Source organism: Chitinophaga ginsengisoli (assembly GCF_003014595.1).
Lineage (GTDB): Bacteria > Bacteroidota > Bacteroidia > Chitinophagales > Chitinophagaceae > Chitinophaga > Chitinophaga ginsengisoli.
Genome location: NZ_PYGK01000015.1, coordinates 109,089 through 131,517, shown reverse-complemented (window position 1 = coordinate 131,517; position 22,429 = coordinate 109,089). Strand labels below are relative to the sequence as shown.

At 47.9% G+C, this 22,429-nt stretch carries 14 protein-coding genes; 9 read left to right on the top strand and 5 right to left on the bottom strand.

The genetic code is table 11. From position 1 onward, the window contains the following. Nucleotides 1–254: 254 nt before the first annotated feature. Nucleotides 255–1,805, bottom strand: coding sequence for a porin (locus CLV42_RS26960; protein WP_245901743.1), 1,551 nt, complete (start codon nt 1,803–1,805; stop codon nt 255–257). Between the two features lie 243 nt (nt 1,806–2,048). On the opposite strand from CLV42_RS26960, the gene CLV42_RS26955 reads away from it, so the two are divergent. After that, nucleotides 2,049–2,672, top strand: a complete 624-nt coding sequence (locus CLV42_RS26955) for an HAD family hydrolase (protein WP_106605047.1) — start codon at nt 2,049–2,051, stop codon at nt 2,670–2,672. Nucleotides 2,673–2,764: 92 nt separating this feature from the next. Here CLV42_RS26955 and CLV42_RS26950 read toward each other — a convergent pair whose 3' ends face one another. Then, nucleotides 2,765–3,886: an acyltransferase family protein gene (locus CLV42_RS26950; RefSeq protein ID WP_106605046.1), complete on the bottom strand. Its 1,122-nt coding sequence runs from the start codon at nt 3,884–3,886 to the stop codon at nt 2,765–2,767. Nucleotides 3,887–4,335: 449 nt separating this feature from the next. Between CLV42_RS26950 and CLV42_RS26945 the strand changes: the two genes are divergently transcribed. After that, nucleotides 4,336–4,803 (top strand): PIN domain-containing protein, encoded by a 468-nt coding sequence (locus CLV42_RS26945; RefSeq protein WP_106605045.1) that lies wholly within the window; start codon nt 4,336–4,338, stop codon nt 4,801–4,803. Beyond that, the gene (locus CLV42_RS26940) at nt 4,800–5,030 is read left to right on the top strand and encodes a hypothetical protein (protein WP_106605044.1); all 231 of its coding nucleotides are present in this window, start codon (nt 4,800–4,802) and stop codon (nt 5,028–5,030) included. Before CLV42_RS26945 ends, CLV42_RS26940 begins: the two co-directional genes overlap by 4 nt. A 300-nt stretch (nt 5,031–5,330) precedes the next feature. Here the strand turns inward: CLV42_RS26940 and CLV42_RS26935 are convergent, their stop codons facing one another. Then, nucleotides 5,331–6,236, bottom strand: coding sequence for an AraC family transcriptional regulator (locus tag CLV42_RS26935; protein WP_106605043.1), 906 nt, complete (start codon nt 6,234–6,236; stop codon nt 5,331–5,333). Between the two features lie 204 nt (nt 6,237–6,440). Here CLV42_RS26935 and CLV42_RS26930 point away from each other — a divergent pair, with 204 nt between their 5' ends. Genes CLV42_RS26930 through CLV42_RS26905 form a run of 6 tightly spaced genes read left to right on the top strand, consistent with a single transcriptional unit; the run spans nt 6,441 to nt 18,900 of the window. Next, entirely contained in the window at nt 6,441–9,452 is a 3,012-nt protein-coding gene (locus tag CLV42_RS26930) for a SusC/RagA family TonB-linked outer membrane protein (protein WP_106605042.1), read from the top strand. A 19-nt stretch (nt 9,453–9,471) separates the two neighbouring features. After that, nucleotides 9,472–10,977, top strand: coding sequence for a RagB/SusD family nutrient uptake outer membrane protein (locus CLV42_RS26925; RefSeq protein ID WP_170117672.1), 1,506 nt, complete (start codon nt 9,472–9,474; stop codon nt 10,975–10,977). Nucleotides 10,978–10,980: 3 nt separating this feature from the next. Continuing rightward, nucleotides 10,981–13,167: a hypothetical protein gene (locus CLV42_RS26920; RefSeq protein WP_106605040.1), complete on the top strand. Its 2,187-nt coding sequence runs from the start codon at nt 10,981–10,983 to the stop codon at nt 13,165–13,167. A 25-nt stretch (nt 13,168–13,192) separates the two neighbouring features. Further along, nucleotides 13,193–16,495, top strand: coding sequence for a DUF5107 domain-containing protein (locus CLV42_RS26915; RefSeq protein WP_106605039.1), 3,303 nt, complete (start codon nt 13,193–13,195; stop codon nt 16,493–16,495). Further along, nucleotides 16,489–17,547, top strand: a complete 1,059-nt coding sequence (locus tag CLV42_RS26910) for an aldose epimerase family protein (protein ID WP_106605038.1) — start codon at nt 16,489–16,491, stop codon at nt 17,545–17,547. Before CLV42_RS26915 ends, CLV42_RS26910 begins: the two co-directional genes overlap by 7 nt. A gap of 24 nt (nt 17,548–17,571) precedes the next feature. Further along, a complete protein-coding gene (locus tag CLV42_RS26905) occupies nt 17,572–18,900 on the top strand; it encodes a sugar porter family MFS transporter (protein WP_106605037.1) in 1,329 nt (442 codons plus the stop codon). A 398-nt stretch (nt 18,901–19,298) separates the two neighbouring features. Here the strand turns inward: CLV42_RS26905 and CLV42_RS26900 are convergent, their stop codons facing one another. Together CLV42_RS26900 and CLV42_RS26895 are read right to left on the bottom strand one after the other, a co-directional pair. Beyond that, a complete protein-coding gene (locus CLV42_RS26900) occupies nt 19,299–20,744 on the bottom strand; it encodes a glycoside hydrolase family 30 protein (protein WP_106605036.1) in 1,446 nt (481 codons plus the stop codon). 198 nt (nt 20,745–20,942) lie between these two features. Beyond that, nucleotides 20,943–22,421, bottom strand: coding sequence for a RagB/SusD family nutrient uptake outer membrane protein (locus CLV42_RS26895; protein WP_106605035.1), 1,479 nt, complete (start codon nt 22,419–22,421; stop codon nt 20,943–20,945). Nucleotides 22,422–22,429 lie beyond the last annotated feature (8 nt).

The following is a 22,429-nucleotide window of genomic DNA, read 5'->3' as shown; positions in this document are numbered from 1 at the left end:
CAATAGAGACAGCGTTAGTAGCACCGGTTTCAGATGGGAATGGCGGGCCTTCGGCTCTCCGGTGCCACGACCGGTACTGCCCAATAGATATCCAACCCCTACTCGCTTGACGACGCCCAATAGCATTCCAGAGAGGCGCCGACCGCCATCCCATACTGAAACCGAAGCTACTTAGCGGTAAAAAGAAACCAAGGCTACTTAGCGCAAATAAAAAGAGGTTATATCAAAAGACACAACCTCTAAGTTTAAAACTATTACAGCCTGAATAACGCAGCCAGTACAAATCTTGTCTCCGATTTCACCAGGTCCGGGCGCCAGTTAGGATCCAGCGGCGTAGTAGAATACCCCGTCTGCGAAGTCACCCCACCTTCTCCCGCAAAATAAGGCACATCAGCATGCCTGTTCACCAGCTCAAATCTGAAAGTAATACTCTGGTTCGGCATATAGTCGAAGTTGGTCGACATATCCCAGCCTTTGAATTTATCCCCTGGATTAGCACTGAAAGGGAACGCACCCTCGGTCTTGGTAGGATCGGCAGGATTAGGCAATGGGCTCGCCTGACCGGTTGGATACAGCACCAGATATCTGCCGGGGTTAGTCATCACACCACCACCTACAGTCCAGGCGAATTTATTCTGGTTGAACCAGACACGGTTATAGAACATACCACTCAGGAAATACTGCGCAGGGCCGTTTTTATCACTGTCTTTAAACCCATTTACACCACCACCTTTCTCAAAGCCAACATCACCTGTCAGAGAGAAAGCCATTCTGCTGACACCTTTCGACTTTGGCTTGTTATAGTATCTTACCAGCAAGCTGTTATCAGAGTGGAAGCGTTTCCTCTCAGGAATACCTGCCGCATCTGTACCATAGTAGTCATTGGTCAGCGCTTTCAGGTTGCTGTTGTCAGACATATAGGTAATGTTAAATCCGAATCCAGGCATCTTATTGAATTTACCGTAGCTCTGCCAGCCATTGATGATCCAGGGTTCGATCTTGAGGTTCTTTGTAGCAAAGATCTGGATACGCAATCCATTGAAGAACCATGGCGTATTGTCGGACGTAAAGGAAGCCTGGTATTCCCAGTTCTCCGGCTGATAGTAGGAGTTCAGACCAAGGTAACTCATGAACAAACCCGCATCGATATTGATACCATACCATTTATTGATATGATATCCCGCGTAAGCCTCGCTTAAATAACGGTATGCATTAGCTAACTGGTACTGTCCGCGATAAGGACTGTAGTCATTACGTGGCACTACGATGGAGCGGGTACCAAACTGTGTCATTACCCTTGCCCTGGCGCCTTTATAATAGAAGTCGCCGCCGAAATGCAGGGCAGACAGTTGTACCTCATTGTTACGGGCCAGTGCGGTAGAGCCTACCACGGTATTATCATTAGGTCTATTAAATGAATGTGTATAGTTGATATCCATCATGATACTTGGCGTGAAGAATTTCATATTCTGAAATGCCGGGTTCTCTCTTCTGTCGTTACCATTCTGCCAGGTCTGGTCAATGCCGTCAAATGGTATCTTTTCCGTAGTTGCTGTAGTGTCCTGTGCAATAGTACAGATGGTCTTTGATGCTAGTGCAAATACCAGTAATGCTTTTTTCATTTGTTTGTATTGTTTGGTTCCCATATTAAACAAGTTGCCTAATAGTATTGTCCATATGCCAAAGCATGTACCATTTAAGGCAATCACATGCCATAAAAAGACTGAAAAACCAATATAGCAGGCCACTCCCAGCAGTGCCATCACATCTGTCACCGGAGTAAAAACATAAAAAAAGTCTCTCATCTTGAGAGGGTTTTTATCAGAATGGCAGGTCATCCTTCACCTTCCCAACACTGGCATCCCCCTCTCAAACGCCAACACCTCCAGCCATCCTGTTGTATATTCATGGGCGACTGTTGCCCTTTTTCAGTATTCTGAAATCAACTATTAATTTTTTTTATTACTTTCCTGTTTTATTGTCCGGGAAGAGGACAATAGATGAAGCTATTTTACCATTAAATACAGCAGATCATATTTCTTTAGCATATGCAACAGCATCCGACAATTACGACTTTATTCCTGGACATAGGCGGTGTATTATTAAGCAATGGCTGGGACCGCGCTGCACGAAGAGAAGCGGCCGCGAAATTCTCACTGGACCTTCCCGAACTGGAAGAACGTCACCACCTCACCTTTGACACTTACGAGGAAGGCAAACTGACGCTGGACGAATACCTGCGCAGAACGGTATTTTATGAGCCCAGGCCTTTCACCGAAGAAGCGTTCAGGGCCTTTATGTTCTCTGTGACTACACCTATTCCTGAGATGATAGACCTGGTATGTAAGATCAAAGAGAAATATCGTATCAAGATTGCTATCGTCAATAACGAAGGCAGGGAATTGAATGAATACCGCATCCGGCAGTTTGGCATCAATAAGTTCGTTGACTTCTTCATCTCCTCCTGCTTCGTACACTTCAGAAAACCTGATGCCGACATCTGGCGTATCGCACTGGACATTGCATTGGTAAAACCGGAAGAGGTATTGTATATTGATGACAGACCGATGTTTGTATCTGTAGCAGAAGGCCTGGGTATTAATGGACTTCAGCATAAAACATATGAAGCAACAAAAGCGAACCTGGCAAAATATGGATTTGAGGTAGATTGATATTGACGTCCTCCGGAAAAGGAAAACCCGTTTATATTGCATCCTCATCAAGGAATACATGCAACATAGACGGGTTTCTTATAATTACTTTGTTAAGCCCTCTTTTTCTGATATTGTTGCTCCTTCACACGCTCGCCCGAAGGTATTCTCATCTTCATTATCGCCTTAACATACTTCGTTCTTTTCTCAAATACGAGATAGATCGCATAGGCACTCACCAAAGAGATCGCGATAGCAGAAAGGTAATAACCTACCGATACCACATTGATGGATTGACTCTTGGGGAATCCAAAATGCACCAACATATATACTATCGGTAAATGTGTCAGATATAGCGTATAGGAAAAATCAGCCAGCCTGGTACCAAACTTATTTAAAAAGACGCCCAATCTGTACTTCGGTTGACGATGTATCACCTGCTGCACAATAAGACACATGGATATCCCTAAACACAACTCGCAAATAGCCCTTATACTTTCGATATCATGCAGTTTGAAGGTACGGCTTTCTGTTCCAAAGACCTGTAAAGCCATCATAGAAGCCAGGAGTGAAATGATGCCTGCTATCAGTAAAACATTGCTTCTCTTTACGTAAGAGAAAGACATAGCCCCCAGCAACCATATAAAAAGATAGGTAGCCTTCAGATGCGAGAATATCAAAAAGCAGACGAATAAAATGAAGACAGCTATATACCTGTTACTAGCTTTTAATGTCGTTAACCACCAGGCCGCAGCGCCCATTAAAACATAAAACCACACCTCGTATGCCAGTGACCATAACGGTCCACTGACCCAGGGTACCAGGATGCCCTGCAGGGAGAGTATATTTCCTATATAATCGATAATGCTGAAATGCTGGCCGATCACTGTATTGGATATAACAATCAGTATTAAGGCCGACAGCAGGGGTAACATGATGCGCACCGTCCGGTCAAGGACATAAGACCGGAGATCAAAAGTTCCTGCCTTCAGCCGCTGAATTACCTTTCCTCCAACAAGGAAGCCGCTAAGTACAAAAAAAAGCAATACCGCTTCATGCGCTATACGGGTAAGAAAGAAGAATATGGAGTTCGCTATTGTCTTCTCGCCTGCAGGCAACAAGCCATATTCAACAAACAACATCGTACGGCAATGGGTTGTAACAACAACCAGGGAGGCCAGGCCTCTGAACAGATCTAACCAATAATAATGTTCTGGATTTTTATTCTGTAACATAACACATGAATTTCTGAGGTTCGCATAAATAAAAGTTTTTCATCTTCGTCGTGGACTGGTCGCTGTCTTACCTGACAGTCTCGCATATTCGGTTCTGATTATTTGGAGCGCTTCGTTTGGGATTGCCGCGAATGTATATAAATCCGCCTTCCCTGCAAAAGTTTTTTATTGCAATCGATACCTCTACAGGCTTGCAAACATTTATCATTTTCATCTTCTCAAAGAAAATTTGTATTTGAAAAACACGTATATTCGTGTCCTCAAATCATTTACGCTCGCCGTAGTAGTGAATATCATCGTTCACAAGCTGTATGCTCGTCTGTTAATCCGGTTTTCAAAAAATTCAGTATTCATATTTAAACGTCCTTATAACGGATCAGGGGGATCGTATTATTCTCAATCCATTACTGTACGTGTTTTTGCTATCTGTTAACCAGTATTAAATTCATATGCTAAAAGTTTATGTTGACACTTCTGTCATAGGGGGATGCTTTGATTATAAGTTCAGAAAGGATAGTCTCAGGCTGTTTGAAGATTTCAAAGCAGGGAGGAAACAGATGATTTATTCGGATCTCGTGTATAAGGAAATTCAGCAAGGGGGATATACCAGGGATCATCTGTTGCGAAAATTCCATGAGGTTCCGGAAGACCATAGGATAGGATACAAGCAGAATGAGGAAGTTTTGTCACTTGCCAGAAAATATCTGCAGAAGAATATACTAACTGAAAAAAGCCAAAAAGATGCAATCCATGTTGCCTTGGGGACCATCTTCAAAGTAGATGTAATCGCCAGCTGGAACTTCCGACATATTGTTAATAAAAGAAAGATCAAACTATATAATGAAACAAACATTGAATTAGGCTACCAATCTATTGAAATTAAAACACCAGAATACATATTAAATCAAAAACAATGATAAGAAAGATCAAAGGTTCTAAAACACTTAGGCGGATACACGCCTATAACTATCAATTTTACCTGAAGTACAACAATAACTGGGATGCCCTCAAAAATGACCTTGAGGAAGCATGGAAGCATCATGCAGAGCTCTTCCCCAATGTACGGACAATATCGTCACGGGAAGAAATGCTTCAATATGAGAAAGAGCAATCGGAGAAAGAAAGTAAACTCCAAATGGTATGATGAGAAAAATCAAGGGCTCTAAAACCCTTAGGCGCATCCATGCGTATAACTATCAATTTTACCTAAAGTAATACAACAATTGGGATGCCCTCCGAAAATACCTTGACGAATCATTGCAGCGTCACCTCGAACGTTGTCCCAATGCGCGGGATAATATCCTCACGAGAAGAGATGCTTCGACTAAGGGCTGAGGGTAAATTGTAAATTCAAAAACGCGCCAATTATAGAGAGAAGGCAAGTGCTAAACACTTCGCCCCGGCCGGTTGCACTACCAACCGGTCACTCTCTTTCCCAATCCCCCTACTGTTCCACCGCCTTATTCCTATTCCTATATTCCGATGGCGACATCCCCATCAACTTCGAAAACATCCTCGAAAAATAATACTGATCCTCCACCCCCAACCTGTTCGCCACCTCCTTCACCGTCGCACTCGAAAACATCAGGTACTGACACGCCTTCTGGATCTTCAGATGATTAAAATACTCTATCGGCGAATACCCCGTCTTTTCCCTAAATACCGCCGAAAAATGAGATATCGACAATCCCGCATACCCCGACAACTCCTGCAACGTGATCACCTGATCAAGCCGCTCCTGCATCATCCCTATTGTATGTGCGATAACGTCGTCCGGCTGCTCCTTTCCCGAATAATTAAACTTCTCCTCATACAATAATGAAGAAAGAAAATGGTTAAAGATCATATTCACATAACGGAGATTATCTCCGCTATACCCCTTCTGCAGGTTCAGACAGATCTCCTCAAACAACCGGATACGGGTTTCATTATAGGTCAGATGCAGCTTATAATTCTTCGCCCGCTGCAAGATAAGTTCCACTATAAACGCAGAGATATCCCCCTTAAAATGTATCCAGTAAATTGTCCATGGGTCTTCCTCCTCCGACATATATTTATGTGCCATCCCGGATGGGATAATGATAAACTGTGAAGGCAGTACATCAATACGCTTTTTGTCTATTTCTATCCATCCCCGCCCCTCTATACAATAGATAATAATATGTTGCCCCACCCCGACAGTCCGCTTAACATAATGAAAACGTGCTCTCGGATAATACCCTATATCCGTAATATACAGCTGCCGCGTAATAGGGTCTTTCGTCAGGAAATCTGCCGCTATCTTTTTAGGCACCACTATTAACTGCTGCCCTTCAAACCCTTCCCGCTTTTTTAGTATTTTCTCTTTCATATTTCATGGAATCCAGACTAAGATACAAAAACCAGAAAATAATCCATCATTTTCATAAGAAACCCTATTTCCCCCCTAACAGTGAAACCCGAAATTTGAATCGGAAATAAAATACGATTCCACGTCAATCAGCAAACCAACAACAAACAACCTGCACAGGTACGTAGTATCAATCAGCATTTCAAACACTGGCAAATTCATGTTATGAAAAGAACTTTATCCCTGTTTATCCTACTGTTATCACTCAACACATGGATAGCAGCACAAGACAAGGCACCAGGGGGCAAGGTGCTGGATGCAGCATCAGGCAAACCACTCCCCTTCGTCACCATTACAAACTCGACCAACAAAGGAGCTTCCCTGAAAGCGGATGCAGACGGACAATTCGCCCTGCCTACAGCTAAAGCCGTCCTCACGTTCCGGTTTGTGGGCTATAAGTCCCAGACCATCACCTTCAACCCCGGACAAACTTCCCTTACTATCAGAATGGAAACAGAAGTATCCGGACTGGATGAAGTCGTAGTGATCGGTTATGGTCAGCAGAAAAAGAAGGACATCACCAGCGCCGTATCCAGCGTGTCCGGAAAAGAGATCTCCGAGCTGCCCGCTACCTCTATCAACAGCGCCCTGCAGGCCAGAGTACCTGGTGTGCAGATCTCCAGCGCAGGCTATCAGCCAGGCGCAGGCACCAACATCAGGATCAGGGGGATCAACTCCATCACACAGGGGGACGGCCCCATTTATGTGGTAGATGGTGTTATCCTGACCGGCGATATCAGGGAGATCAACCCCTACGACATTGAATCCATAGACGTGCTGAAAGATGCCTCCGCAGCTGCTATATACGGCGCCCGTGCGGCTGCCGGTGTGGTGATCATCACTACAAAGAAGGCTAAAACAGGCCGCGCTTCCGTTGACTACGCCGGCTACTACGGCATACAAAAGATCGTTAAGACCTACGATTTCATAGACGGCGCCCAATACGGCTACCTCCGCCGGCTGGCATGGTACGATGAAAGCGCTACCGGCTGGCCTATGAATGACCCCGAAACAGATAGGAAAATATTCAGCCCCGTAGAACTGAAAAGCCTCGCCGAAGGTAAAACCTACGACTGGCCAGGCGCTATTACACGGGTGGCCCAACAGCAAAGCCATACACTCAGCATCTCCAATGGTATCGGTAAGAACAAGGTGTACCTCAGCGGAAACTACCTCAACCAGGACGGTATCATCAAGGGCTCCAATATGAAACGTTATGCCCTGAAAGCGAACCTGGAATCGGCTGTTACAGATAAACTGACCCTCGGCCTGAATACAAACTATTCCCACATTCAGACCGCCATCGTCAGCAATGAAGCCTACTATGCCGCTGTTACCATGAGCCCTCTGCGGCCCATCTACGACTCAACCGGCAAACCATCCATAGAAATAGATCCCAGCACAGGCAACCTCACCACCAACAACGCACTTTCGCTTGCCCTGGATGCCATCAATCACCGCATAGACGACAGACTGATAGGCAATATGTACCTGGACTACAAACTCCTGCCCGGATTAAGCTTCCGCTCCAACGTGGGTGCAGATATCTATAAGAACCAGCAGTTTGAATACTACCCCCGGAACACCAGCGCCGGATACTTACAGAAAGGCGTCGCCAAAGTGCAGAACTTCGGTTACCGCGACTGGTTGTGGGAGAATACCATGACCTACGACTATAACCCTTCCGAAGAACATTCCCTCAACCTCCTCTCTGGTTTTACCTTCCAGAAAAGAAGACAGGAATGGAACTTCGAACAGGCTTCCGGCTTCCCGACAGATGAACTGACCTATAAAAACATGAACCTGGCTACCAGGAGAGATTATATTTCCAGCGACTACTTCAACTGGGCTACCAGCTCATTGCTGGGTAGGGCCATCTATAAATACAAACAACGTTATATCCTCAACTTCACCGCCCGTTACGACGGATCCTCCCGCTTCGGTGCGCAGAACCGTTACGGCTTCTTTCCCTCCATCAGCGGTGCATGGCGCCTCATCGATGAACCGTTCCTCGGTGTGAAGTTCAAATCTCGTGTCAGCGATGCCAAGATCAGGATCAGCTATGGTGTGATCGGCAACCAGGACGTTTCCTACGATAAGATCTTCTCCCAGATGAATGCCGCTACCTATCCATTTAATGGCAGCACACAGTCCAGCGGCTACCAGATAGGCAGTAACAAAGGAAACAGCGCGCTCAAATGGGAAAGCCAGCACCAGTTCAATACCGGCTTCGACCTCGGACTGCTGAACAACCGTATACAAATGACCTTTGACTTCTATAACAAGAATATCAAAAACCTGCTGTTACAAAACACACTGGCGCCATCACAGGGCTTCGACGCTACAATGATCAATGTGGCGTCTATGAACACCAGAGGTATGGATATCGGACTGAAACTATACCCGGTGAAGACGCCTGACTTCGACTGGCAGGTAGATCTTAACTGGTCTAAATATAAATCCAAAGTAACCGCACTGCTGCCAGGCAGAGACTCCCTCAGCCCCTATCTGAAAGTGGGTGAGGCGCCCAACAGCCTGATCGTAGATTATGTGTTCGATGGCATCTATAACAAAGGCGATGACTTTAAGCTGAACCCTACCGGCAGACCAGGTGACGTACGTATCAAAGACCTGAACAACGACGGTATCATTAACCAATACGACAGAGCCATCGTAGGCCGTACCACGCCGAAAGCCTGGGGCGGTATCTGGAACTACTTCAGGTACAAACGCGTGTCAATGACGGTATTTGCCAGCTATATGTATGGTCACGATATCTATAACAAGGCTTATATGGACTATGTCTACTCCGACGGCCGTAAAGTGATCCTGAAAGATGGACTGAACTACTGGACACCGGAAAACACCAATACCAACATTCCACGTCCGAACGCATTCGGCAGCTCTACCAGAACACTGCCACAGGGTTCCTCCAGCTTCGCGGTACAGAAAGGCGACTTCCTCCGCATCAGGAATATCACACTGGCGTACGACTTCTCTCCGACCCTTTTATCTAAACTGAAAATAAGGTCGCTGAACGTATATGCCCAGGCATTGGAACCATTCCTGTTCACCGGCTATAAAGGAACCGATCCTGAAATAGGTGTGGCTCAAGGGGCTTACGATATCTATCCCCGCTTCAGGACGTATCTGGTCGGCTTAAAAATGGGTTTATAATCTCCTAAAAATGACACTTATGCAAACGCATCGCTATATACTATTCTTCACCTTACTCGCCGGCCTGTTCGCGTCCGGCTGTAGTAAACAGCTTGATATTAAACCGGAGGTATTCGTTTCCCCGGAAGAACTATACAAAGACGAAGCCGGCATCACTGCTGGTATCACCGGTATTTACCGCCAGCTGCTCGTACTGAAAAGATCAGACTATGCTATCGTCGGCATGGTAGGCACCGATGAAGCCAAGATGACCATCTTCGTACCTACCTGGGGCCCTTACTGGCAGGGATTTGCTGCCGTAAACAGCTACTCTCCGTTGATGACCGCCCAGAACGATGTCGTACAGGGCTTCTGGATCAACTGCTACAAGGGCATCAATAACGCTAACACCGCTATTAAGTATACACAATCCGCTTCCGTAAATGAAGACTTTAAAACACGTGCCCTGGGAGAAGCAAAGTTCATGCGCGCACTGTTCTACTTCTACCTGGTACAGTTATACGATGGTGTACCAATGCCTACCGATGTAGACAACCCTGATGCAGTGAGAGACGGCTACCCACGCAGTAAAGCAGAAGATGTATACCAGCTGATAATATCCGACCTGCAGTATGCAGCTGAACACCTGAACAACAAAGGCAATAACGGCCCGGATGTAGGCCGCGCCAGCAAGGAAGCTGCCATCGCACTGCTGGGTAAAGTATACCTCACCCACAAGCAGTACGATCTTGCTAAAAGCACACTGGAGCCCTTGCTGACTTCATCTAAAACCAGTCTCATGCCGGCATACGCCGACCTGTTCGTGGAGAAAAATGAGAACAATATCGAGTCACTGTTTGAAATACAGTTCTCCAATGAACCCGATAACACCAGCAACATGGCCAGCAACACTGGCGCCTGGCAGATCAATGCACCTAATCTGACCGGTGCCGGCGGACATGTCATCATTCCTACTGACTACTTCTTCAATAGTTTCGAAGATGGCGATCTCCGCAAAGATGCCACCTTCCGCACCGTGTTCTATAATGCAGCCGGCCAACTGGTCGACTACTCCTGGTGGGAAGATGTAGGCAAACCACACGTGAAGAAATTTGATATCACCACCGGCGTGTCTGTGAGTGGTTCACTGTCTTCCAGGAACATGTATTACCTGCGCCTCGCCGATGCGATACTGATGTACGCAGAAGCTGTCAACGAACTGAACGACGTACCTACCGCCCTCGCGAACCTGAATAAGATCAGGCAACGTGCAGGCCTGGGTAAATATGAAGATGTACACGGCGGCGTTCCCTCCCAGGATCAGCTGCGCAGTGAGATCATGATGGAACGTATGCGTGAACTGGGCTGTGAAGGATGGAGATGGTTTGACCTGAAAAGGACAGGTATCCTGCTGAATGCTGTCAGGACAAACAATCCTGATGCAACGCCCAACATCCAGCCTAAACACCTGCTGTATCCCATCCCGGCAAAAGAATTTGAGAACAATCCGAAACTTACACCTAAAGATCAAAATGAGGGTTACTAGTCTATGAAGATCATCCGTAACATATCATTTGCCGGCCTGCTCTGCATCGCATCCGGGAATATACTGGCACAGATAGTGACGTCATCGGCCGACAGCCTGGTGGTGTCCAATGCAAACGTGCAACTGACGGTAGACAGTCATACCGGCAAGATCAATTACCTGTTCAGCAACGGCGTACGGCTGCAAAATACCATCGCCACAATTGAAGAGTTGAATAACGGTAAACTGACCAGTACTGATTTCTCCAGGCACCAATACAGTACGACTCCCATGCAGGATGCTTCCGGCAAAGGTGTTACTATCACTATCATACACAGCGATCCTTCCAGGCCTTTACAACTGGAACAACATATCACCGTCTACGCACAATCGCCTCACCTGCTGCTCGATGTACAGGCCATAGGTGACGCGACACTGGAATCGCGTAACATCTCTCCATTAACCATTATCCCGGAACAGCAGGCTTACCTGTTTGTTCCGGGTAATGCGCCCCGCATCCTGGACGTCCCCTTCGATAATGATAACTGGGTGCCGGTGATTACCCGTCAATGGCCTTCTGCGTCTGGTATCAGTTATGAATTTACTTCCGTCTACGACCTGCATAGTCTCTCCGGACTGGTAACCGGTAGTGTAACGCACGACTTCTGGAAGACTGGCTTCCGTTACGGAACAGGCAAAGAAACAGGTCGCATCGATTCTTTTATCGTATATGGTGGGGCCGCTACCGCGGATGATAAATCCTTGCAGCCAGCCTACGGCGGATTAGATGGCACCCACGATCATGCACCGCACGGCACAATGTTGGGCAAGACCATTACCTCTCCCCTCATCTATCTGGCAGCCGATGCAGATACCCGTAAGGCGTTTACGGCCTACGGACAAGTAAACGTGCAGCTGGCTGGCAGAAGCGACTGGAAAGGCGATGCGCCCTTCTACTGGAACAGCTTCGGCGTGGAAGGCGTACTGGGGAATACCAGGGTAATGATGCCACCGGGTGTGATTAAAACGTCCGACTTCATTGCCACCCTGGACAACTTCAACAAATATGCGCCTCCGGTGCTCAGCGTTGACTCGTACGACCAATCCATATACACAACCTCACTGCTCACGTCTTTGTCCAGATATGGGCAGAAAAAGCGGCAACAAATGGGGTTCTACTTTATCCCCTTTGCCGTATGGACCTGGAAGAATACCCTGGACAATCCCTTCGGTGGTACACAAACACCCCTGAGCGAGGTTGTGCTGAAGGATAAGAACAGACAACCGATCATGTACAAGGAAGGCGACTGGGCCTGTTATCCGATCGATCCTTCCCACCCCGCTACACGAGCGGCCATCATTCAGCAATTACAAAAGGCAAAGGCCATACATGCTACCTTTATCAAAATAGATTTTCTGACCGCCGGAGCATTGGAATCCAGCACCCGGTACAACCGCAATACCCGCTCAGGTATGCAGGCCTACAGCGAAGGACTCAAAATGCTGCGCTCACTGGTGGATTCCATCATGGGGCCCGATGTCTTCATCACCCAGGCCATCTCTCCCATGTTCCCCCACCAGTATGCACATACCCGCTTCATCTCTACGGATGTATACTCCCACCTCCGGGACGATCAGCCGGGATTCCCCCATTGGGGTAGTACCGCAGCCTCACTGGCTGCCGGCTCCCATCTATGGTGGATGCAGGGTACACTATGGCCCTTTACCAACCTGGACGTGATCGTGATGAAGAACTTCCAGAACAATCCTGAACTCACAGAACAGGAGATCAAGGTGCGCCTATATGCCATGATGGTCATGGGCAGCATACTGGGAGACGGCTCCGACTTCCGTCAGAAAACAGCTGCGGAAAGAGCGAAGAAGTTCCTGAACCATCCTGCAGTATGCGCCTGGTTCAGTCATCCTACGGCCTTTACTCCCCTCAGCATGTCTGACGGCGATACCCAGGACCAGCAGATGACCTTCTTCCACAAAGGAGACACCACCCTGCTGGCCATGTTCAACTTCATAAAGGATAAACCCTTTGAAGCCAGCTGGCAGACAGCAGACGTGGCAGATAAAAGGCACTATGAGATCAGGGATTTTATGACAGACGCCGTACTGGGAGAGATCAGCAATGGTCAGCCTTCCTTTACGCTGACAGTGCCACCTAAAGATGCATTATTAGTTAAATTGGTCCCACGGGATTAAAAGCATAAAATATAAAAGTGACCATATGGAAGTGACAGTCAGGATAGAAAGCGTATCCATACCCACGTACAAGACAGGCACACCGGAAAAACACCCTATGTTCCTGGAGAAAAGAGTATACCAGGGCAGCAGTGGTGTGGTGTACCCTCATCCCGTTATCGAGCAGATCGCCGATGAGAAAACCATGCAGGAATACACCGCCGTATTCCTCGAAAATGATTTCCTGCAGATAATGATCCTGCCTGAACTGGGCGGCCGTATACAACGTGCATACGATAAGATCAGGCAGCGCGACTTTGTGTATTACAACCAGGTGATCAAACCTGCGCTTGTAGGATTGGCAGGCCCCTGGATCTCAGGCGGCATAGAGTTCAACTGGCCACAACACCATCGTCCCAGCACCTTTCAACCCGTTGACTTCACCACAGAAGAAAATGCCGATGGCAGCAAAACAGTATGGGTGAATGAAGTGGAAGTGATGTTCCGCACCAAAGGCATGGCTGGCTTTACACTCTATCCCGATAAAGCTTACCTGGAAATAAAAGGCAAGTTGTTCAACCGTACACTTTTCCCTCAAACCTTCCTCTGGTGGGCCAACCCCGCAGTGAAAGTGAATGACCACTACCAGTCGGTCTTCCCGCCGGATGTATACGCCGTGTTTGACCATGGTAAACGCGACGTATCCGACTTCCCGATTGCAACGGGCACTTATTACAAAGTAGACTACTCACCGGGAACAGATATTTCCCATTATCATACTATTCCCGTTCCGACTTCCTACATGGCCATCCGCTCTGAATATGACTTTATGGGTTGTTACGAGCACGATACACAGGCCGGTATGCTACACGTAGCCGACCATCATGTATCTCCCGGTAAAAAACAATGGACCTGGGGCAATGGAGACTTCGGTTATGCCTGGGACAGGAACCTGACAGATGAAGATGGACCTTACATTGAGCTGATGACCGGTATGTTCACCGACAATCAGCCTGACTTCTCCTGGCTGCAACCCAATGAAGGCAAGACCTTCGAACAATATTTCATGCCATATGCACAAGCCGGGGTAGTTAAAAATGCTACCAAAGAAGCTATGCTGAATATGGAATGGCAGGACCAGCTACTGACCATCAAAGTATACGCCACAGCCCTTTACAAAAACGCCGTGATCCGCCTGCTGAAGAATGGTAAGGAAGTACAGCAATTCCCTGCTTCCCTCTCTCCATACGCTCCCTTCTCTGCAACATTTGATTGCGGTCCGGATGTAGTACCGGAAGACTGGAAAGTGATCGTTGCCGATGAAACAGGACATACACTCGTATCCTGGCAACCAGCACCACCGGCAGCGCATGAAATACCGGCGCCGGCATCAGCTGCTCGTCTGCCGCAGGATATTGGACAAGTGGAGGAACTGTACCTGAATGGTCACCACCTGGAACAGTACCGTCATGCTACCTTCAATCCGATCGACTATTATGAAGAAGGACTGAGAAGAAGCCCCGGCGATATCCGTTGTAATAACGCGATGGGATTGTTACTGCTCCGCCGCGGACAATTCGCCCAGGCGGCGCCATATTTCAGAACGGCTATCAAAACAATGACCAGCCGCAATCCTAATCCATATGACGGAGAGGTATATTACAACCTGGGATGTGCGCTGTTCCTGCAAGGCAAAAAGGCGGAAGCATACGACATCTTCTTCAAAGCAACCTGGAACGATGCCTGGCAACATAGCGGCTTCCTGATGCTGGCACGCATCGCCGCTTCCAGCCATAAATGGGATGACGCATTATCCCTTGTTAAGAAATCACTCGTGCGCAATTACCACAATCATACCGCCCGACATCTGCAAACGATCATTCTCAGAGAAAGAGGTCTGACAGAAGATTGTATCACATTCGCCAAAGCCTCCCTTGAAATAGATCCATTTAACTACGGATGCCTGTTCGAATGGTACCTCGCCAGCAAAGACAACAGCGTATTAGAAAGACTACGCACCTTGATGCGTGGCAGCCTGAATAACTACCTCGAACTCTCGCTCGACTATGCACATGCAGGTTGCTACACGACCGCTATCCAGGTATTACAGTCATACCTCGATGCACATGGCGCTACCGCTCCTCTGTTGTATTACTACATGGGATGGTTCGCTACCTGCAACAACACACCTGAACAGGCATTAGCCTATTATAAACAAGCCGCCACACAGGATGCTGGTTACTGTTTCCCGAACAAAGTAGAAGAAGTGATCATCCTGCAAAGCGCCCTGGCGGCCAATCCATCTGATGCCAAAGCTGCTTATTACCTGGGCAATCTCTGGTATGACAAACGCCAGTATACAGAAGCGATCGCCTGCTGGGAGCAATCAGCCAGCCTCGATGATAGTTTCGCTATTGTACACAGGAACCTCTCCCTCGCTTATTACAACAAACTGCATAAAAAGGACGAGGCAGTAGTCTTCATGGAGAAAGCCTTCGCGTTGGCCCCTGATGATGCCCGCATCCTGATGGAGCTGGACCAGCTGTATAAGATCACCGGCAGATCATCACAGGAAAGACTGGCATTACTGGAAAACAATATGCAGCTGGTAGAAAGAAGAGACGATCTCTACCTGGAACGCATTACCTTATACAACAATCTCGGTGAATTTGAACGGGCCCGTCAACTCCTCTCTCAAAGGCAGTTCCATCCATGGGAAGGAGGTGAAGGTAAGGTGGTCGGACAGTTCATCCTTTGTTATACCGCCCTGGCAAAACAGGCTATACAACAGGGGGAATTTGAAGAAGCACTGACCCTCTTACAAGCACTCTCCTCTTATCCGGAGAACCTTGGTGAAGGAAAACTCTACGGTGCACAGGAAAACGACATCAATTATCTGAAAGGCTGTGCCTACGCCGGCCTCGGACAAGCAGACAATGCGAAGCAACACTTCCTGGCTGCGACCGTTGGTATCAGTGAACCGGTACAGGCTATCTATTACAACGATCCGCAGCCTGATAAGATCGTATACCAGGCATTGGCATGGCAACAACTGGATCAACCGGAGAAAGCGAAGCATATCTTTGAACGCTTTATCCAGTTTGGACAAGCGCATATCAACGATACCATCCGCATAGACTATTTTGCGGTATCTCTGCCGGATATGCTGGTATTCGACCTGGATCTCAATCGTAGGAACCGCATCCATTGTCTCTACCTGATGGGACTCGGCCATATGGGTCTTCAGCAGGAACAGGAAGGACAGCAATACCTGGATGAAGTATTGACGCTGGACATCCATCACCAGGGTGCTACTTTTCACGCATTCACAAAAACGATTCAATGCTAAATGTCAATAGCAGGGCGCTATCCGCTACCCGTATTCAATACGGCGAATTGCGGGGAGCGCCCCTTTATATGATCACCCTTGAAAATGCCGCGGTAACGGTAGCACTGATCAATCTCGGGGCTACCATTACCGCCATATACACACCAGATAAAACAGGCGTACAAAAGAACATCGTAGCCGGCTTCTCCGATCCCTTGGACTACCTGCACAACCCTGCTTACTTCGGATCTACCGTAGGAAGATATGCCAACCGCATTGCCAGTGGGCGCATCATCATAGCCGGAACAGAATACCAGTTGCCTATCAACAACGATGGCAACCATCTGCACGGAGGTTTCGACGGCTTTCACACAAAAGTCTGGCAGGTCATACAATGTAATCAGACGGAGGAAGAAGCCAGTGTGCTGATGGAGTATACAAGTCCTGAAGGTGAAGAAGGCTACCCCGGTAACCTGATCACACAGGTCTTATACATGCTTGACAATGAGAACCAGTTGCACATCCGCTATACGGCGTATACGGATAAAGCCACGCCTGTCAGCCTGACCAATCATTCGTATTTTAATCTCACAGGGTTTGAGCAGCCATCAGTCACGGAACATCTGTTGACGATTAATGCGCGCACCTACACAGAGAAGGCCGAAAACAATGTGCCTACCGGCAATATACTGCCTATAGCCGGTACACCTCTTGACTTCACCCATCCAACAAGGATTGGCGAACATATTCATGAACTGCCTGCTGACCAGGGCTATGATCATAACTATGTATTACAGCCCGGCGAAGGTCCGGCTGCCGTACTGGAAGATCCTCACAGTGGAAGGAGATTACGTGTATTCACAGACCAGCCAGGCATACAGGTATACAGCGCCAATTACTGGGATGGCAGCATCTTCGGACAACAAGGCTTCCCTTACCTGAAACATGGTGCGGTAGCCCTTGAAACACAGGCTTTTCCGGATAGTCCGAATCATGCCCATTTTCCTGACACAATTCTTTTACCAGGTGATATTTATCGCCGGCATACCATTTTTGCTTTTGATGTGCAATAAATTATTAAACTTGCTACTTCCGTTATGAAACATTCATCTTTTAATGGCGCCTACATACTAGGAATCTCCTTTATCTCCGCATTGGGAGGTTACCTGTTCGGATTTGACTTTGCGGTGATCTCAGGAGCACTCCCCTTCCTGCAGAAGCAGTTCGGACTTGACGCCTACTGGGAGGGCTTCGCTACCGGCAGCCTGGCGCTGGGAGCAATTATCGGCTGTATCATCGCCGGATCCATGGCAGATAAATATGGTCGTAAGCGTGGCCTGCTACTGGCCTCTGCGATCTTCGGTATCTCTTCTCTTGCCATGGCGGCTGCACCCGACAGGAACATCTTCATCGGCTTCCGGTTCGTTGCCGGCATCGGTGTAGGCATGGCCTCTATGCTATCACCCATGTACATTGCGGAAGTAGCACCTGCCCACCTCCGCGGACGCATGGTCGCCATCAATCAGCTGACGATTGTCACAGGTATCCTTGTCACCAATCTTGTCAACTATACGCTCCGTAATCATGGAGATGATGCCTGGCGCTGGATGTTTGGTCTTGGTGTGATCCCATCCCTCCTGTTCTTCATCGGCGCTATGTGGCTACCTGAAAGCCCACGCTGGCTGGTAAAAGCAGGAAGATCTGAAGAGGCAGGGGCCGTACTTAATAAAATTGGCGGAGATGCATTCGCAACAGAATCACTATCAGTAATTCAAGGCTCCCTCACAGGCACTGAAAAGACAAACTTCGCAGATATCTTCCGCAAGGCAGCATTACCGGCCGTAGTGATCGGCATTATACTTGCTGTCTTCCAGCAATTCTGCGGTATCAATGTTGTCTTCAATTACACACCAAGAATATTTGAAAGCATCGGCGTATCTCAGGATGGGCAGCTATTGCAGACAGTATTCATCGGGGGCGTCAACCTTGTCTTTACCATTCTGGCGATGCTTTTGGTTGACAAATTAGGCAGAAAACCATTGATGCTGATCGGTGCCGGTGGTCTGACTATACTATACATTATCGTAGTACGCATGCTGGCAACCGGCTCTGAACAGGTATCCTGGTATTTGCTGGCCGCCATCGGCACCTATGCAATGTCATTAGCTCCTGTAACCTGGGTACTCATTGCAGAGATCTTTCCCAATAAGATCCGTAGTGCAGCCACTTCCTTTGCAGTACTCTGTCTGTGGGCCGCATATTTCATCCTGGTATTTACCTTCCCCATTTTGTTCGATCACCTGAAGGATAGCACCTTTTACATCTATGCAGGCATATGTTTGCTTGGCTTCCTATTCATCTGGAAGAATGTAAAAGAAACAAAAGGCAAGACGCTGGAAGAGCTGGAGGGCGTAATGATACATTAGTCGATACATCAGTCGATATACGAATCAATACACTAATCGTCACACTAATCGATACACTGGTCTTCACTTGCTGTGGTTAGTAGCGTGTTTGACCAATAACAAAAATGTCCGTCGTTTAAAAAGAAAACGACGGACATTTTAATTATATAGCCCTCTTACAAATCTAAGCCCCAATATATTACCACCCTACAAAAAGAGGTCCCCAAATACTAATAGGAACCCAGGAGGCAGCACCGGTTTCATATAGTAATTGCGGGCCTTAGCCCGGTTCCCTGCACGGCGGTGCAGATGATCAATGCACTATTGCTGCCCCCTCCAACCAACCTCTAAGAGTGTTACAAGCGGGCACAGACCGCAATACTATATGAAACCGAGCGAACGCCGATCCCAACAACCAATCATCTCCAAACCAAAGTCACCACCGCCCCAGGCTTCAACACATACTTATATACCCCACTAACCTCGCTCACAGAAAACGCCAGCTCCCGCGCCGTAGTATTGATCACCACCATCACCCGCGAACCATCCGCATTCACGAACGCCACATTCTCCACACCAGGCAATACAGAAGAATAAATCCTCCTCGCCCCCTGCCGCACAAACTTGCTGAAATGCGCCAGCGCATAATATTCAACATTCCGCGTAACCGCCCCATCTTTGGAATTAACAGTCACCACCCCACGACACGTCATACAACCACGATTCCCTTCACCAGTGCCCGGCTGATTGGTAGTAGGGCCGTTCTTCTCATCCAAAGCCATATTCCATAGCAGCACATTCTTCGACCAGTTATTTACAGTCCCGATCAGTAACTGACGCACCATATACTGCAGGTTATCCGCAAAAACAGGCGACCAGCTACCACCTGAACATTCAGTGAAATAAAGCCCCTTCTCCGGATGTGCATCATGTACTTTACTCATAGCCCCTACAGCCCCTTCATAACAATGAAACGCTGCACCAGCAGTATACTTCGCTATCAGACTGTCATCGAGAATTGAGATCGGATACTCAGGACTATTCCAGTTATGATCAAACAACATGATCTTTGTCTGCCCACTCAGTCCCTCTTTCTCCAATAACGGCCCCAGATGATCCTTAATGAACGTTCCCTGCTCAGGCGCTGTCATCTTCATGGTTGGATACATCGCCTCATACTGCGGCTCATTCTGCACCGTAAGCGCCGTAATCTTAATACCCTCTTTTCCAAAAGCACGGATGTACTTTACGAAGTAACGCGCATACACATCATAAGCATCAGGACGTAAAGAACCACCTTCCAGTTTACCACTGGTCTTCATCCATCCCGGCGCGCTCCACGGACTACCCATGATATGAATACCGGGATTGATCCCCACCACCTGCTTCAGCACCGGCACCACTTCCAGTGTATCATGCCCGATACTGAAATGATGCAAAGAATCATCCCGCTGCCCTGCCGGCATATCGTCATAACTATAAGGGCTTGTAGAAAAATCAGAAGCACCAATAGACATACGGATGTAGTTAATGCCAATCCCCTTCTCTGTACCGAACAGGTCCTCCAGCAATGCCTGCCGCTGTGCGGGCGACATATACCTTTGCATCACATATGCAGAAGCTCCCGTCATCGCGGCACCAAAACCTTCCATTTCCTGGAACTGACTGCTGCTATCCATCCTGATATTAATAGTGGCCGTATCCTTCTCTTTTGCCAACGCTGATTGCGCCGCGAATAATTGCTGCTGATCAGGCGTGGTAAGATAAACAGCTACTGAATCATTTTGCTGCCTGTTACCTGTTTGCTGTCCGTTGCACGCCGCCAATAAGACACCTGCGCAACAGCTGTATACCCATAGTTTCATGTAGGAAGTTTTTCTGTCTGATGAATGTTTCCGTTAGTACTTTTTTAGTCTGGTACCGGTGCTTCCGGATGATGGTGTTGTTGCTCTCTCGCTGATTTAGTCTATGTTGTAACCTGTCAACCAGGCCTGTAAAAAGAAGGTCCCGTCCCATGAGAGACGAGACCTATCTTTTTCGTTAACGCTATCTTATGTCTAATCCTAGTAGCCGGTGTTTTGTTCAAGATTGGCGTTCTGGTCCATCTCCCCCTGTGGAATAGGCCAGAGCAGGCTCTGTTCCGTGAGGTGATAACCCAGGTTCACGCCCTTACCGTCTGTCACCGCCTGCATGACAGGAATAGCGCGATCGGTACGTACAAGGTCATACCAGCGCTGTCCTTCGAAAGCCAGTTCCAGGCGGCGTTCTCTCTCGATAGCCAGCCGCATGGCTGCCTGATCGGTGATGTTAAGCGGGTTCAGTTTCACACGCTGACGGATCTGTGTAACAATGTCATTGGCACCACTTACATTCCCCTGCTCATTTAGCGCTTCAGCTTTCAGGAGCAATACATCTGCCAGGCGATACATGATGATGTTCTGACTGGCATCCGTTTTACGCATTTTATAGAAGAACGGGAAGCTATCCAATGATAAACGGGCATCCCCCCATTTACCCGTTACGTTAGCAAAGGTGATCGTTGATCTGTAACGGATGCTGTCATTCGCTTCCTTATATGCACGCATCAGGTCATTACTCGGATTGCAGAACTTCTTCCAGTCAGTACCGAGGAACATACTGGTGCCCCAGTTACCACCTGTCTCCCAGCCATCGAAGTTCAGTTCGAAGATGGCTTCTGCTGAGTTCTCATGAGCACCGTCCCACAGCTGGTCATATACTGGCAGCAGACTATAACCCAGTGCTATTACCTGGTCGGTATACGACTGTACTTCCGGCCAGTTGATGGGCTTACGGGTAGCCGCTATTTTGGCGAGCAAGGTGTATACCGCACCTTTGGTGACAAAGCCCTTATTGACTGCGGAAACAGGTACTGCCTCAACGGCCGATTTCAGGTCGTTGGTGATCTGGTTATACACAGAGTCTTTACTTGCACGCGCAGGATATAACAGCGGATATATTTCCGCCAGATTATCTGCAGTGATAGTAGGCAACTCCTCGAGTACCAGCGGTACATCACCGAATAGTCTTACCAGGTCGAAGTACGCGCGTGCGCGGATGAACTGTGCTTCTGCCACGATCTGCGCCTTACGGGTAGCTGTCAGTGCCGCATCGGTTACCTTGGGCACGTTTACGATCACAGAGTTACAGGCAGTGATCTGGTTATATAGATAACTCCAGTCACGTGCTACCCATGAATTGGTGGACAGTATACGGAATTCATCCACTTCAAAACCGGCAGCGTTGTCAGCACCTGCATAAGCATTGTCTGACTGTGCATCGCCGATATTAAAATAATCCAGTACGTAGTATTCAGCTGCATTACTGCGGAAGAAGGCATAACAGCTGGCCAGTGCTGCTTCTGAAGTGGCAGCGTCTTTTATATAAGACCCCGCTGTACCCTGCCCTCCATTACCAACAACTGTATTGGACGGAGGCTGCAGGTTCAGGTCTTTGTTGCATGCACCAAGGGCCAGCGAAACCAGTGCAGCAGATATGATGAGGAGACGGTTTGTTCTTTTCATAACTCAAG

Coding starts and splice junctions, on each gene's coding strand:
- CLV42_RS26960 (WP_245901743.1), bottom strand. CDS start 1,805: ATGAGAGACTTTTTTTATGTTTTTACTCCGGTGACAGATGTGATGGCA.
- CLV42_RS26915 (WP_106605039.1), top strand. CDS start 13,193: ATGGAAGTGACAGTCAGGATAGAAAGCGTATCCATACCCACGTACAAG.
- CLV42_RS26895 (WP_106605035.1), bottom strand. CDS start 22,421: ATGAAAAGAACAAACCGTCTCCTCATCATATCTGCTGCACTGGTTTCG.
- CLV42_RS26950 (WP_106605046.1), bottom strand. CDS start 3,886: ATGTTACAGAATAAAAATCCAGAACATTATTATTGGTTAGATCTGTTC.
- CLV42_RS26905 (WP_106605037.1), top strand. CDS start 17,572: ATGAAACATTCATCTTTTAATGGCGCCTACATACTAGGAATCTCCTTT.
- CLV42_RS26925 (WP_170117672.1), top strand. CDS start 9,472: ATGCAAACGCATCGCTATATACTATTCTTCACCTTACTCGCCGGCCTG.
- CLV42_RS26955 (WP_106605047.1), top strand. CDS start 2,049: ATGCAACAGCATCCGACAATTACGACTTTATTCCTGGACATAGGCGGT.
- CLV42_RS26900 (WP_106605036.1), bottom strand. CDS start 20,744: ATGAAACTATGGGTATACAGCTGTTGCGCAGGTGTCTTATTGGCGGCG.
- CLV42_RS26940 (WP_106605044.1), top strand. CDS start 4,800: ATGATAAGAAAGATCAAAGGTTCTAAAACACTTAGGCGGATACACGCC.
- CLV42_RS26920 (WP_106605040.1), top strand. CDS start 10,981: ATGAAGATCATCCGTAACATATCATTTGCCGGCCTGCTCTGCATCGCA.
- CLV42_RS26930 (WP_106605042.1), top strand. CDS start 6,441: ATGAAAAGAACTTTATCCCTGTTTATCCTACTGTTATCACTCAACACA.
- CLV42_RS26910 (WP_106605038.1), top strand. CDS start 16,489: ATGCTAAATGTCAATAGCAGGGCGCTATCCGCTACCCGTATTCAATAC.
- CLV42_RS26935 (WP_106605043.1), bottom strand. CDS start 6,236: ATGAAAGAGAAAATACTAAAAAAGCGGGAAGGGTTTGAAGGGCAGCAG.
- CLV42_RS26945 (WP_106605045.1), top strand. CDS start 4,336: ATGCTAAAAGTTTATGTTGACACTTCTGTCATAGGGGGATGCTTTGAT.